Here is a 14303-nt window from a genome sequence, read left to right on the forward strand (position 1 = left end):
ATGAAACGATGAGAGAACGTGAGGTCCCTACGCCCGACGGCGGCAAGCTGGCCTTATACAGTTACGGCACCGTGGACGCGCCTGGAGAGCGCCGCGTCGTGCTCGTTGGCGGCGCATTCCTGACCGCACTCATTTACCGCCCCTTTTCCATGGCGCTGGCCAGTGGACTCGGCGAGGGCTGGGCGGTTGACGTCTACGACCGCCGAGGCCGGGGCAGCTCAACGGAGCTGCCCCCAAACTACTCAATGGCCACGGAGATCGCGGACGTGCGCAGCATCATGGACGCAACGGGCGCCAGAAACATCCTTGGCCACAGCCTCGGCGGATCCGTGGCACTGAACGCCGTCCAGGAGTTTGCAGGAACAAGCTACGAGCCGAACAAACTTGCCGTCTACGATGCCGCAGTCAACATCGACGGCAGTATGGACACGGGTTGGCTGGACGGCTTTGCCCAGTCCGTGGATAGCGGAAATGTGGGACATGCCATGGCTCGGTTGAAGAGGGGCATGCAGCCCGGCAGCGCCTTGGCCAGGGTCCCGGAGCCCATCTTGGCAGGTCTCATGGCCATCGTCTCCCGGACGAAAGTCAACAAGGTCCTCAAGGAACTCATGCCAACGGGCGTGGCCGAGCTCAAAGCCGCCTACGACGAGGCCGCACACCCCCGGGACTTCTCCGTCCTGCCTCGAAACACGCGGTTCATGGTGGGTAGCAAGAGCCCCAAGTACTACAAGGTGACCGCCGAACGGCTGTACGCGGCAGTTCCTGGAAGCTCGCTGGTGGTATCGCCAAAAGGCTTCCACGGATCCATCCCGGCAGCGGTGAAGGAACTTGTGGCGGACATCTCCAGCTATTTCAAGGACTGACGGAACCCTGCGGCTCCGTTAGGCTCGAAGCATGACGCGCGAGAACATCACAACGGCCGACGGCGGAACCCTCGAGCTATTCACGACGGGCGGTGACCTGGCGACTGCCGGCTCCGGCGTCGTCGTCGTGCCTGCCTCCATGGTGACCGCCGCAGACTACTCCAAGTTTGCGCAGAAGCTCAGCGCCGCCCTTGGCCGCCCAGTACACACTTTCAACCGCCGGGGCCGCGGCGAATCGTCACCGCAGCCGGACGACTACACCCTCGACGTGGACATCCGGGATCTTGCCGAGATCATGAAGCACACGTCTTGCACCGATGTCTTCGGGCACAGCTTCGGAGGCGCAGTGGCGCTGCACGCGGCACGCACGCTGCCCGTGGAGCGCCTGGCGGTCTACGACCCCGCAGTTTCCGTCAACCACAGCGTGAAGGCCGGGTGGACGAGCGAATATGAGCGCGCGACGGCGGCTGGAGACTTTGACCGAGGGCTCGCAGTGCTGGTGAAGGGCGTCGAAACCGAGGGCGCCTTTGCGCGCATGCCCCTCTCCATGCTGACTCTCGTCAACAAGCTGACGTCGGGCACCCCCATGGGTAAACAAATGCGCGAACTCATGCAGGCCGGAGTACGCGAGATCAAGGCGGTCATCGCCGCCGACATGCCCGCAGAACCATTCCTGGAGCTCCCGTTGGAGACGCTCATTGTGGTGGGCGAAAAGAGCCCGGCATACTTCGGGGTAGCGTGCGGTCAGATCCACGACGTCCTCTCCGGATCGAGCTACACCATCCTCCCCGGCCACGGCCACGACGGAGTGATCCGGGCACCCGACAAACTCATCGCCGAGCTTTCCGACTTCTTCTCGGGCTAGCCTGCGGTTCCTGCTCAAGGTCCTGGACCGACGCTCGCTCACCTGTGGGGCATTCCGGCGGGATGCTCGCTCACCTGTGGGGCCTTCCGTGGGGATGCTCGTGCGGTTTTGGGGGCTTCCGGCGGGATGCTTCCGGTGTGGCGGGGTGTGTGTTTAAATGCGGGAGACCCCCCAACCACCGTGGTGGCTGGGGGGTCTCGACCTGAATGGTTGTCCGGCGGTGTCCTACTCTCCCACACCCTCCCGGGTGCAGTACCATCGGCGCTGTGGGTCTTAGCTTCCGGGTTCGGAATGGGACCGGCGTTTCCCCCACGCTATGACCGCCGTAACCCTGTTACCCCGTCACCGCCGCCCCCGCGGGGGGTGGTGGTGTGGGAAGACTGGTTACAACATTGTGGTGTTGTTATTCAGTTGTGTTTTGTTCCGGAACGGTTTGTTGTTCGGGAACCACATAGTGGACGCAAGCAGTGTTTGTTTGTGTGGTGTAAGTTGTCGGCCTATTAGTACCGGTCAGCTTCAACAGTCTTTGGTCCTGTCTTCCACATCCGGCCTATCAACCCAGTGGTCTGGCTGGGGGCCTCTCACACACAAGGTGCATGGAAATCTCATCTTGAAGCGAGCTTCCCGCTTAGATGCTTTCAGCGGTTATCCCATCCGAACGTAGCTAATCAGCGGTGCACTTGGCAGTACAACTGACACACCAGAGGTTCGTCCGTCCCGGTCCTCTCGTACTAAGGACAGCCCTTCTCAAATTTCCTGCGCGCGCAGCGGATAGGGACCGAACTGTCTCACGACGTTCTAAACCCAGCTCGCGTACCGCTTTAATGGGCGAACAGCCCAACCCTTGGGACCTACTCCAGCCCCAGGATGCGACGAGCCGACATCGAGGTGCCAAACCATGCCGTCGATATGGACTCTTGGGCAAGATCAGCCTGTTATCCCCGAGGTACCTTTTATCCGTTGAGCGACGGCCATTCCACAATGTACCGCCGGATCACTAGTCCCGACTTTCGTCCCTGCTTGAGATGTCTCTCTCACAGTCAAGCTCCCTTGTGCACTTACACTCGACACCTGATTGCCAACCAGGCTGAGGGAACCTTTGGGCGCCTCCGTTACTTTTTAGGAGGCAACCGCCCCAGTTAAACTACCCATCAGGCACTGTCCCTGACCCGGATCACGGGCCGAAGTTAGATGTCCAAAGTGACCAGAGTGGTATTTCAACGATGACTCCACCCGAACTGGCGTCCGGGCTTCAACGTCTCCCACCTATCCTACACAAGCCACTCCGAACACCAATACCAAACTATAGTAAAGGTCTCGGGGTCTTTCCGTCCTGCTGCGCGTAACGAGCATCTTTACTCGTACTGCAATTTCGCCGAGTTTATGGTTGAGACAGCGGGGAAGTCGTTACTCCATTCGTGCAGGTCGGAACTTACCCGACAAGGAATTTCGCTACCTTAGGATGGTTATAGTTACCACCGCCGTTTACTGGGGCTTGAATTCTCAGCTTCGCCTTGCGGCTAACCGGTCCTCTTAACCTTCCAGCACCGGGCAGGAGTCAGTCCGTATACATCGTCTTGCGACTTCGCACGGACCTGTGTTTTTAGTAAACAGTCGCTTCCCCCTGGTCTCTGCGGCCCCGATCCCCTCCCACCAGCAAGTGGTGTTCAAGGTTGGGGCCCCCCTTCTCCCGAAGTTACGGGGGCATTTTGCCGAGTTCCTTAACCATAATTCTCTCGATCGCCTTGGTATTCTCTACCTGATCACCTGTGTCGGTTTGGGGTACGGGCGGCTGGGACCTCGCGTCGATGCTTTTCTAGGCAGCATAGGATCACCGGATCCCCCCTCGCGGGGGTCCCGTCAGATCTCAGGATCGTCATCAAAGACACAGCGACGGATTTGCCTATCGCTGACCCTACATCCTTAGACCGGGGCAACCATCGCCCGGCCCGGCTACCTTCCTGCGTCACACCTGTTAATACGCTTACCTCCCGGGATCAGGTCCCGCGCTCGGCCAAAACCCGCACACCACAAGGGTGCTTGGGCAGGCTCCGGGCGGTTAGTATCCCCCGCTTGGCATGGGCGGTCCTTCGCCGGTACGGGAATATCAACCCGTTGTCCATCGACTACGCCTGTCGGCCTCGCCTTAGGTCCCGACTTACCCAGGGCAGATTAGCTTGACCCTGGAACCCTTGATCATTCGGCGGACGGGTTTCTCACCCGTCTTTCGCTACTCATGCCTGCATTCTCACTCGTGTAGGCTCCACCGCTGGTTTACACCGCGACTTCACCGCCCACACGACGCTCCCCTACCACTCCAGACGACTGAACCACGAAGGCTTGTCTACTATCTGAAATCCACAACTTCGGCGGTGTACTTGAGCCCCGCTACATTGTCGGCGCGGAATCACTTGACCAGTGAGCTATTACGCACTCTTTCAAGGATGGCTGCTTCTAAGCCAACCTCCTGGTTGTCTTCGCAACTCCACATCCTTTCCCACTTAGCACACGCTTAGGGGCCTTAGTTGGTGGTCTGGGCTGTTTCCCTCTCGACTATGAAGCTTATCCCCCACAGTCTCACTGCTGCGCTCTCACTTACCGGCATTCGGAGTTTGGCTGACGTCAGTAACCTTGTAGGGCCCATCGGCCATCCAGTAGCTCTACCTCCGGCAAGAAACACGCAACGCTGCACCTAAATGCATTTCGGGGAGAACCAGCTATCACGGAGTTTGATTGGCCTTTCACCCCTACCCACAGCTCATCCCCTCCATTTTCAACTGAAGTGGGTTCGGTCCTCCACGACGTCTTACCGTCGCTTCAACCTGGCCATGGGTAGATCACTCCGCTTCGGGTCTAGATCACGCCACTACGATCGCCCTGTTCAGACTCGCTTTCGCTACGGCTACCCCACACGGGTTAACCTCGCGACGTAACACTAACTCGCAGGCTCATTCTTCAAAAGGCACGCCGTCACAGTTACTTGTGATTACTCACGACTGCTCCGACGGATTGTAAGCACACGGTTTCAGGTACTGTTTCACTCCCCTCCCGGGGTACTTTTCACCTTTCCCTCACGGTACTGGTCCGCTATCGGTCATTAGGAAGTATTTAGGCTTATCAGGTGGTCCTGACAGATTCGCACGGGATTTCTCGGGCCCCGTGCTACTTGGGATCCTCTCCAGGCGGCACACAACATTACGGTTACGGGGCTCCCACCCTCTACGGCCGGCCTTTCAAGACCGTTCACCTATGTCCATGCTCTCACCCCACCGGTCCGGCAGAACCAGCACGGAAAGTCCCACAACCCCGCCCATGCAACGCCCGCCGGCTATCACACATGGAACGGTTTAGCCTCATCCGCGTTCGCTCGCCACTACTAACGGAATCACTCTTGTTTTCTCTTCCTGCGGGTACTGAGATGTTTCACTTCCCCGCGTTCCCCCCACGCACCCTATGTGTTCAGATGCGGGTCACCAGATCACGCAAGCGCGCCTGGCGGGGTTTCCCCATTCGGACATCCTGGGATCAACGTTCGGTTATCAACTCCCCCAGGCTTATCGCAGATTCCTACGTCCTTCTTCGGCTCCTAATGCCAAGGCATCCACCGTGTGCCCTTAAAACTTGACCACACAAAGATCAAAAACATTTCGAGAGAACCACGGAAACCAACCACCCCGCACACCCCCGAAGGATGCACAACACGGCCGGATCCAGGTTCATCAAAAAGAAATTGCTGTAGACACAAACAAGCCCGAAAGCCTGCCCGTGTCAGATGCTCGCGTCCACTATGTAGTTCTCAAACAACAACCCCGTACCACACCCCCCGCACCAACCACCCCCACAAAAGAGGACAGCCGCCACGCACGGCAAATGCAGCCAGGAAACCAGAAACACCAAACCCGCACCCCCGCACCCCCCGCAAGGGGGCCCGCGGGCCGCGGCCCTGTTGCCTCAGGACCCAACAGTGTGCCAAACACGAAAACCGGCCCTCCCCCACCCGCACCGTTCCAGGACACCCCGCCCCGCAAAAGGACAAGACAACCGTACTAGGGGCGGAAAAGGAAACCACCGGCCGCTATCTGCTGATATTCCACCCATGAGCACCCACCGCAGAACAGACGCCTGCGCAATGGGCTTTGCTTCCACCCACCCCCGCACCATCCATGCGGACAGCGACAAGAGGCGGAGATGGTGCTCCTTAGAAAGGAGGTGATCCAGCCGCACCTTCCGGTACGGCTACCTTGTTACGACTTAGTCCCAATCGCCGGTCCCACCTTCGACGGCTCCCCCCACAAGGGTTAGGCCACCGGCTTCGGGTGTTACCAACTTTCGTGACTTGACGGGCGGTGTGTACAAGGCCCGGGAACGTATTCACCGCAGCGTTGCTGATCTGCGATTACTAGCGACTCCGACTTCATGGGGTCGAGTTGCAGACCCCAATCCGAACTGAGACCGGCTTTTTGGGATTAGCTCCACCTCACAGTATCGCAACCCTTTGTACCGGCCATTGTAGCATGCGTGAAGCCCAAGACATAAGGGGCATGATGATTTGACGTCGTCCCCACCTTCCTCCGAGTTGACCCCGGCAGTCTCCCATGAGTCCCCACCACTACGTGCTGGCAACATGGAACGAGGGTTGCGCTCGTTGCGGGACTTAACCCAACATCTCACGACACGAGCTGACGACAACCATGCACCACCTGTAAACCGACCGCAAGCGGGGCACCTGTTTCCAGGCGTTACCGGTTCATGTCAAGCCTTGGTAAGGTTCTTCGCGTTGCATCGAATTAATCCGCATGCTCCGCCGCTTGTGCGGGCCCCCGTCAATTCCTTTGAGTTTTAGCCTTGCGGCCGTACTCCCCAGGCGGGGCACTTAATGCGTTAGCTACGGCGCGGAAAACGTGGAATGTCCCCCACACCTAGTGCCCAACGTTTACGGCATGGACTACCAGGGTATCTAATCCTGTTCGCTCCCCATGCTTTCGCTCCTCAGCGTCAGTTAATGCCCAGAGACCTGCCTTCGCCATCGGTGTTCCTCCTGATATCTGCGCATTTCACCGCTACACCAGGAATTCCAGTCTCCCCTACATCACTCTAGTCTGCCCGTACCCACTGCAGAACCGGAGTTGAGCCCCGGTCTTTCACAGCAGACGCGACAAACCGCCTACGAGCTCTTTACGCCCAATAATTCCGGATAACGCTTGCGCCCTACGTATTACCGCGGCTGCTGGCACGTAGTTAGCCGGCGCTTCTTCTGCAGGTACCGTCACCCGAAAGCTTCTTCCCTACTGAAAGAGGTTTACAACCCGAAGGCCGTCATCCCTCACGCGGCGTCGCTGCATCAGGCTTCCGCCCATTGTGCAATATTCCCCACTGCTGCCTCCCGTAGGAGTCTGGGCCGTGTCTCAGTCCCAGTGTGGCCGGTCACCCTCTCAGGCCGGCTACCCGTCGTCGCCTTGGTAGGCCATTACCCCACCAACAAGCTGATAGGCCGCGAGTCCATCCAAAACCGCAAAAGCTTTCCACCAACACACCATGCGGTGGCCGGTCATATCCGGTATTAGACCCAGTTTCCCAGGCTTATCCCAGAGTCAAGGGCAGGTTACTCACGTGTTACTCACCCGTTCGCCACTAATCCCCCCGGCAAGCCAGGGATCATCGTTCGACTTGCATGTGTTAAGCACGCCGCCAGCGTTCATCCTGAGCCAGGATCAAACTCTCCGTTGAAGTAAAACAAAAACAGACACAACCACAACCACCGGAAATAACGGCGGAAGAGCTGCACAAAATTTGAAACCAGCTGTAAAAAACCAGCCCCGCACCACGGAGGTGACACAGAACCAGCCAAAACAACCAATTCATAAAAACAAATCGGTATCAACAAACTTGGCACACTATTGAGTTCTCAAACAACAGACACACCCGACACCACCCACACCCACAAACAGGGTCCAGGATCGCTCCGGAGCAACTTCCCAAAGTTACCCGAATCATCACCGTCTTGCAAATCAGTATCTCAACCAATTTCAGGGTAAATAATTCGAATTCCTTCGAATTGCGGCGCACAAAGCACTAGCCGTTTCAGGCTCAATTCGAAAGGGTTGGCCACCCGCGGTTCCCAGCTCTAGGCTGTCTCCCTCGCGGCGACTTAGAAGACATTACACGGCTTCCGCACCCCGCGCAAATCCAGCAATGATGCCCCGATATTTACCACGGGTTCAGCTGCCTTTCCGTGCGGCACAACCTCGCTACGATCACCAGCGACACTAGCAGCCGGCACGGACCCTTCCGGCCGGACGCCTGCGTCTTTGCGCATCCTTAACTGACCGAGATCACAATCGATGCCGGAAGGAGCCGGTCAACGGTGGCGGTCGCTAGGTTTTGGGCATGAGCTCGTCGAAGCCGGCGGGGTGGAGGTTGGAGCTGATCGCGACGGAGCGTTTTTCGTAGGCTGCGTCCACGACCCGGTAGAGGCCTTCGGCGGCGTCCGTGGCCACCGGCAAGAGGGCTATATCGTCGATGACCACGAGCTCGGCGCGCGGATCCTGGCACGGCCCGGGTGACGCTGTCGTCGGTGCGGTGGGCCCGGATCAGGGCTCCGAGGTCTTCGAGCCGGAACCAGGCGACGCGCATCCCGGCTTCGACGGCCTGCTGGCCGAGGGCTTCGAGGAAGAAAGTTTTCCCCGTCCCGGAGGGTCCGCAGACGACCAGGTTCTCCCGCCGGTTGATCCATTCCAGGGTCCGTAAGGCCTGCTGGGTCGGGCCCGGGATGGAGGACGCTGCGGGGTCCCAGGCGTCGAAGGTCTTTCCGGTCGGGAACCCTGCTGCCTTGCGGCGGGAGGCGAGCATGGACCGGGCCCGGCCGGCGGCTTCCTCGGTGAAGAGGGCTTTGATGACCTCGGCCGGTTCCCAGCGCTGGGCGCGGGCGGTCGCGATCAGGTCCGGGGCCAACGCCCGGGCGTGGGGCATTTTCAGGGACCGCATCAGGGCCTCCAGGTCCGCCGGCAGCGGCGGAGCCGCAGTGTTGGTCGTGTTCACGGGGCTCATCGGGCCTCCTCCGGGGTGGTGTTGGCGGTGGGGTTCAGGGCGGGGGTGCCGATCGCGGCCCACGCAGCAGTTCCCTGGGTGAGGGAGGTCGCTTCGTTGGCCGCGTGGGTGGTGGTGCGGCGGATGTTGGCGTTCAGGATCGAGGCGAGGTCCGGGTGCGCGAACCGGCCGTGCAGGGCGGCGTCGCCCAGGGCCCGGTCGACGTTGTCGGTGCCGGCGATTTTGGCCAGCGTGACGGCTTTCAACCATTTTCACGTTCATCCTTGCGGTTCCGGCCGCTGCGGCTTCGATCAGCCAGGTCCTGGCTCCTTCGCCGATGGCCAGGAACGCAGCCTCGTCCGCGCTGCGGGCCCTGACCTCATAGTCGCCGGGGACCTTTGCCCGGGTTCCGGGGAAGTGGTCATCGTTGATGGTGGGGCTGCCGGTCCGGGCCCGGTCATGGCAGGCGACTTCGACGGGCCCGGCGGTGCCGTGGTGGACGATGATGACCTGCTCGTCCGGTCCGGTGCCGTGGGTCCAGACGAACACGCGGGCTCCGAGCAGGTGGGCCGGGACGGAGTATTGGGCGTTTTCGAAGGTGATCATCGGGGTGTTCTCCGGGACGGTGCGGGCCAGGCCGAACGCGACCGTGTGGGCGGTGTCGGGGATCCGGTGCAACCTGGGGGCTTCCTCGGCGGGCACTGCCGCGGGTTTGCGCCGGGTCACCAGGTGCTCACGGCGGTTGGTCTCGTCCATGAACGCCCGGCACGCTGTTTCGAGTTCAGCGAAGGTGCGGTAGTCGGCGCGGAGGTTGGTGTCGGTGGGGACGGGGTCAGCTTTGGCGAGTTTCACGGACGCTTCAACGCCGCCTTTGGTGGCCGGGTCCGTTAGCTGGCAGGTCAGCACGGTGGTTCCGTAGTGCCGGGCGAAGTCCAGGGTCCGCTGGTTCCGGACCGGGACCCCGGCAACATGGCCGGTCGTGACCGTCTTCTCGTTTTCAGTCAGCACGTAGGTCGGTGCCCCGCCCAGGATCCTGAAGCACCGGTCCAGGGCCGCGAACACGCTCGGCGCGGTCCTGTCTCGCAGCGGGATCACGATCCGGAAGCGGGAGAACGCCAGCCAGGCCACGAACAGGATGCTCTTCACTCCGCCGATCCGGGGGCCGTCGCCGAAGTCGTACTGCAGCCACATCCCGGGCTCGGTGATCCACGGCCGGTGGACGCGGGTGTGGCCCAGCCGCCACGCAGCTTTGACCTGGGCGATCGCCCAGCGGGTGGAGCGTTCCGATCCGGTGTAGCCCAGGGCGAGGAGTTTCTCGTGGGCCTTATCGGCACGGATCCGGCCCTTGGAGGTCTCGATCCATTCCTCGATCTTGGGCAGGAACGCGTCGGTGACCCGGCCGCGGGTCGCGGGTTCCCCGATCGGCCGGCCGGCATCGCGGGCGTGGACGTGTTTGGCAGCGGTGTGGTGGGAGCAGCCCGTGAGCTCCGCAGTGGCGCGCACGACCCGGTCAGATCGTAGGCAGCGAGAATTTCCATGATTTCTCCGTCAGACTTCATACAAGGCCTCTTCCTGGTTCGCTTTGGTGCGCTTAGACACCGTCATCAAACCCCAGGGAGAGGCCCCCACCGCTTAAGACGCGGTCGGTTCAGTAAGGAAGTGGGCAGATCTCATGGCCACCGGCGGCAGTCCTCTGGCCGCCAGCGGGCATTTACGTGGCCGCCAACAGCCTTCTGGCCGGTCCATCCTGCAGTTCCGGGGGCCGGGGGTGCCGGTCAGGGTAGGGCGCGTCCGTGTGTGAAGGAGCGTCCGCGGGTGTGGCGGGGTGTGTGTTTAATGCGGGAGACCCCCCAACCACCGTGGTGGCTGGGGGGTCTCGACCTGAATGGTTGTCCGGCGGTGTCCTACTCTCCCACACCCTCCCGGGTGCAGTACCATCGGCGCTGTGGGTCTTAGCTTCCGGGTTCGGAATGGGACCGGGCGTTTCCCCCACGCTATGACCGCCGTAACCCTGTTACCCCGTCACCGCCGCCCCGGGGGGTGGTGGTGTGGGAAGACTGGTTACAACATTGTGGTGTTGTTATTCAGTTGTGTTTTGTTCCGGAACGGTTTGTTGTTCGGGAACCACATAGTGGACGCAAGCAGTGTTTGTTTGTGTGGTGTAAGTTGTCGGCCTATTAGTACCGGTCAGCTTCAACAGTCTTTGGTCCTGTCTTCCACATCCGGCCTATCAACCCAGTGGTCTGGCTGGGGGCCTCTCACACACAAGGTGCATGGAAATCTCATCTTGAAGCGAGCTTCCCGCTTAGATGCTTTCAGCGGTTATCCCATCCGAACGTAGCTAATCAGCGGTGCACTTGGCAGTACAACTGACACACCAGAGGTTCGTCCGTCCCGGTCCTCTCGTACTAAGGACAGCCCTTCTCAAATTTCCTGCGCGCGCAGCGGATAGGGACCGAACTGTCTCACGACGTTCTAAACCCAGCTCGCGTACCGCTTTAATGGGCGAACAGCCCAACCCTTGGGACCTACTCCAGCCCCAGGATGCGACGAGCCGACATCGAGGTGCCAAACCATGCCGTCGATATGGACTCTTGGGCAAGATCAGCCTGTTATCCCCGAGGTACCTTTTATCCGTTGAGCGACGGCCATTCCACAATGTACCGCCGGATCACTAGTCCCGACTTTCGTCCCTGCTTGAGATGTCTCTCTCACAGTCAAGCTCCCTTGTGCACTTACACTCGACACCTGATTGCCAACCAGGCTGAGGGAACCTTTGGGCGCCTCCGTTACTTTTTAGGAGGCAACCGCCCCAGTTAAACTACCCATCAGGCACTGTCCCTGACCCGGATCACGGGCCGAAGTTAGATGTCCAAAGTGACCAGAGTGGTATTTCAACGATGACTCCACCCGAACTGGCGTCCGGGCTTCAACGTCTCCCACCTATCCTACACAAGCCACTCCGAACACCAATACCAAACTATAGTAAAGGTCTCGGGGTCTTTCCGTCCTGCTGCGCGTAACGAGCATCTTTACTCGTACTGCAATTTCGCCGAGTTTATGGTTGAGACAGCGGGGAAGTCGTTACTCCATTCGTGCAGGTCGGAACTTACCCGACAAGGAATTTCGCTACCTTAGGATGGTTATAGTTACCACCGCCGTTTACTGGGGCTTGAATTCTCAGCTTCGCCTTGCGGCTAACCGGTCCTCTTAACCTTCCAGCACCGGGCAGGAGTCAGTCCGTATACATCGTCTTGCGACTTCGCACGGACCTGTGTTTTTAGTAAACAGTCGCTTCCCCCTGGTCTCTGCGGCCCCGATCCCCTCCCACCAGCAAGTGGTGTTCAAGGTTGGGGCCCCCCTTCTCCCGAAGTTACGGGGGCATTTTGCCGAGTTCCTTAACCATAATTCTCTCGATCGCCTTGGTATTCTCTACCTGATCACCTGTGTCGGTTTGGGGTACGGGCGGCTGGGACCTCGCGTCGATGCTTTTCTAGGCAGCATAGGATCACCGGATCCCCCCTCGCGGGGGTCCCGTCAGATCTCAGGATCGTCATCAAAGACACAGCGACGGATTTGCCTATCGCTGACCCTACATCCTTAGACCGGGGCAACCATCGCCCGGCCCGGCTACCTTCCTGCGTCACACCTGTTAATACGCTTACCTCCCGGGATCAGGTCCCGCGCTCGGCCAAAACCCGCACACCACAAGGGTGCTTGGGCAGGCTCCGGGCGGTTAGTATCCCCCGCTTGGCATGGGCGGTCCTTCGCCGGTACGGGAATATCAACCCGTTGTCCATCGACTACGCCTGTCGGCCTCGCCTTAGGTCCCGACTTACCCAGGGCAGATTAGCTTGACCCTGGAACCCTTGATCATTCGGCGGACGGGTTTCTCACCCGTCTTTCGCTACTCATGCCTGCATTCTCACTCGTGTAGGCTCCACCGCTGGTTTACACCGCGACTTCACCGCCCACACGACGCTCCCCTACCACTCCAGACGACTGAACCACGAAGGCTTGTCTACTATCTGAAATCCACAACTTCGGCGGTGTACTTGAGCCCCGCTACATTGTCGGCGCGGAATCACTTGACCAGTGAGCTATTACGCACTCTTTCAAGGATGGCTGCTTCTAAGCCAACCTCCTGGTTGTCTTCGCAACTCCACATCCTTTCCCACTTAGCACACGCTTAGGGGCCTTAGTTGGTGGTCTGGGCTGTTTCCCTCTCGACTATGAAGCTTATCCCCCACAGTCTCACTGCTGCGCTCTCACTTACCGGCATTCGGAGTTTGGCTGACGTCAGTAACCTTGTAGGGCCCATCGGCCATCCAGTAGCTCTACCTCCGGCAAGAAACACGCAACGCTGCACCTAAATGCATTTCGGGGAGAACCAGCTATCACGGAGTTTGATTGGCCTTTCACCCCTACCCACAGCTCATCCCCTCCATTTTCAACTGAAGTGGGTTCGGTCCTCCACGACGTCTTACCGTCGCTTCAACCTGGCCATGGGTAGATCACTCCGCTTCGGGTCTAGATCACGCCACTACGATCGCCCTGTTCAGACTCGCTTTCGCTACGGCTACCCCACACGGGTTAACCTCGCGACGTAACACTAACTCGCAGGCTCATTCTTCAAAAGGCACGCCGTCACAGTTACTTGTGATTACTCACGACTGCTCCGACGGATTGTAAGCACACGGTTTCAGGTACTGTTTCACTCCCCTCCCGGGGTACTTTTCACCTTTCCCTCACGGTACTGGTCCGCTATCGGTCATTAGGAAGTATTTAGGCTTATCAGGTGGTCCTGACAGATTCGCACGGGATTTCTCGGGCCCCGTGCTACTTGGGATCCTCTCCAGGCGGCACACAACATTACGGTTACGGGGCTCCCACCCTCTACGGCCGGCCTTTCAAGACCGTTCACCTATGTCCATGCTCTCACCCCACCGGTCCGGCAGAACCAGCACGGAAAGTCCCACAACCCCGCCCATGCAACGCCCGCCGGCTATCACACATGGAACGGTTTAGCCTCATCCGCGTTCGCTCGCCACTACTAACGGAATCACTCTTGTTTTCTCTTCCTGCGGGTACTGAGATGTTTCACTTCCCCGCGTTCCCCCCACGCACCCTATGTGTTCAGATGCGGGTCACCAGATCACGCAAGCGCGCCTGGCGGGGTTTCCCCATTCGGACATCCTGGGATCAACGTTCGGTTATCAACTCCCCCAGGCTTATCGCAGATTCCTACGTCCTTCTTCGGCTCCTAATGCCAAGGCATCCACCGTGTGCCCTTAAAACTTGACCACACAAAGATCAAAAACATTTCGAGAGAACCACGGAAACCAACCACCCCGCACACCCCCGAAGGATGCACAACACGGCCGGATCCAGGTTCATCAAAAAGAAATTGCTGTAGACACAAACAAGCCCGAAAGCCTGCCCGTGTCAGATGCTCGCGTCCACTATGTAGTTCTCAAACAACAACCCCGTACCACACCCCCCGCACCAACCACCCCCACAAAAGAGGACAGCCGCCACGCACGGCAAAT

3 protein-coding genes, 5 rRNA genes and 1 pseudogene are annotated in these 14303 nt (G+C 59.5%); 2 read left to right on the plus strand and 7 right to left on the minus strand.

Annotation, left to right across the window (positions count from 1 at the left end):
- Nucleotides 1–8 precede the first annotated feature (8 nt).
- Nucleotides 9–863 (plus strand): alpha/beta fold hydrolase, encoded by an 855-nt coding sequence (locus OW521_RS07300; protein WP_268024144.1) that lies wholly within the window; start codon nt 9–11, stop codon nt 861–863.
- Between the two features lie 31 nt (nt 864–894).
- Nucleotides 895–1728: an alpha/beta fold hydrolase gene (locus OW521_RS07305; RefSeq protein WP_268024146.1), complete on the plus strand. Its 834-nt coding sequence runs from the start codon at nt 895–897 to the stop codon at nt 1726–1728.
- A gap of 212 nt (nt 1729–1940) precedes the next feature.
- On the opposite strand, the gene rrf (OW521_RS07310) is transcribed toward OW521_RS07305, so the two are convergent.
- The 7 genes and pseudogenes from rrf (OW521_RS07310) to OW521_RS07340 all read right to left on the minus strand — a co-directional run bounded on the left by rrf (OW521_RS07310) (nt 1941) and on the right by OW521_RS07340 (nt 14059).
- Nucleotides 1941–2056, minus strand: a 5S ribosomal RNA gene (gene rrf / locus OW521_RS07310).
- Nucleotides 2057–2206: 150 nt separating this feature from the next.
- A 23S ribosomal RNA gene (locus OW521_RS07315) occupies nt 2207–5356 on the minus strand.
- 574 nt (nt 5357–5930) lie between these two features.
- A 16S ribosomal RNA gene (locus OW521_RS07320) occupies nt 5931–7455 on the minus strand.
- Together the 16S, 23S and 5S rRNA genes form the textbook arrangement of a ribosomal RNA operon.
- Nucleotides 7456–8046: 591 nt before the next feature.
- Nucleotides 8047–8775 carry an ATP-binding protein gene (locus tag OW521_RS24370; protein ID WP_442781230.1) on the minus strand — a complete coding sequence of 243 codons (729 nt, stop codon included), beginning with the start codon at nt 8773–8775 and terminating at the stop codon, nt 8047–8049.
- Nucleotides 8772–10313, minus strand: a pseudogene (locus OW521_RS24145) (IS21/IS408/IS1162 family transposase). The gene OW521_RS24370 and the pseudogene OW521_RS24145 overlap by 4 nt, the downstream one beginning before the upstream one ends.
- A 332-nt stretch (nt 10314–10645) precedes the next feature.
- Nucleotides 10646–10762, minus strand: a 5S ribosomal RNA gene (gene rrf, locus OW521_RS07335).
- Nucleotides 10763–10909: 147 nt separating this feature from the next.
- Nucleotides 10910–14059, minus strand: a 23S ribosomal RNA gene (locus tag OW521_RS07340).
- Nucleotides 14060–14303: the final 244 nt, after the last annotated feature.

Origin of the sequence: Arthrobacter sp. MMS18-M83 (assembly GCF_026683955.1) — a bacterium.
GTDB lineage: Bacteria > Actinomycetota > Actinomycetes > Actinomycetales > Micrococcaceae > Arthrobacter.

What these genes read in the sequence shown, in the direction of transcription:
- OW521_RS07300 (WP_268024144.1), top strand. Translation starts at nt 9, where the DNA reads ATGAGAGAACGTGAGGTCCCTACGCCCGACGGCGGCAAGCTGGCCTTA.
- OW521_RS07305 (WP_268024146.1), top strand. Translation starts at nt 895, where the DNA reads ATGACGCGCGAGAACATCACAACGGCCGACGGCGGAACCCTCGAGCTA.
- OW521_RS24370 (WP_442781230.1), bottom strand. Translation starts at nt 8,775, where the DNA reads ATGAGCCCCGTGAACACGACCAACACTGCGGCTCCGCCGCTGCCGGCG.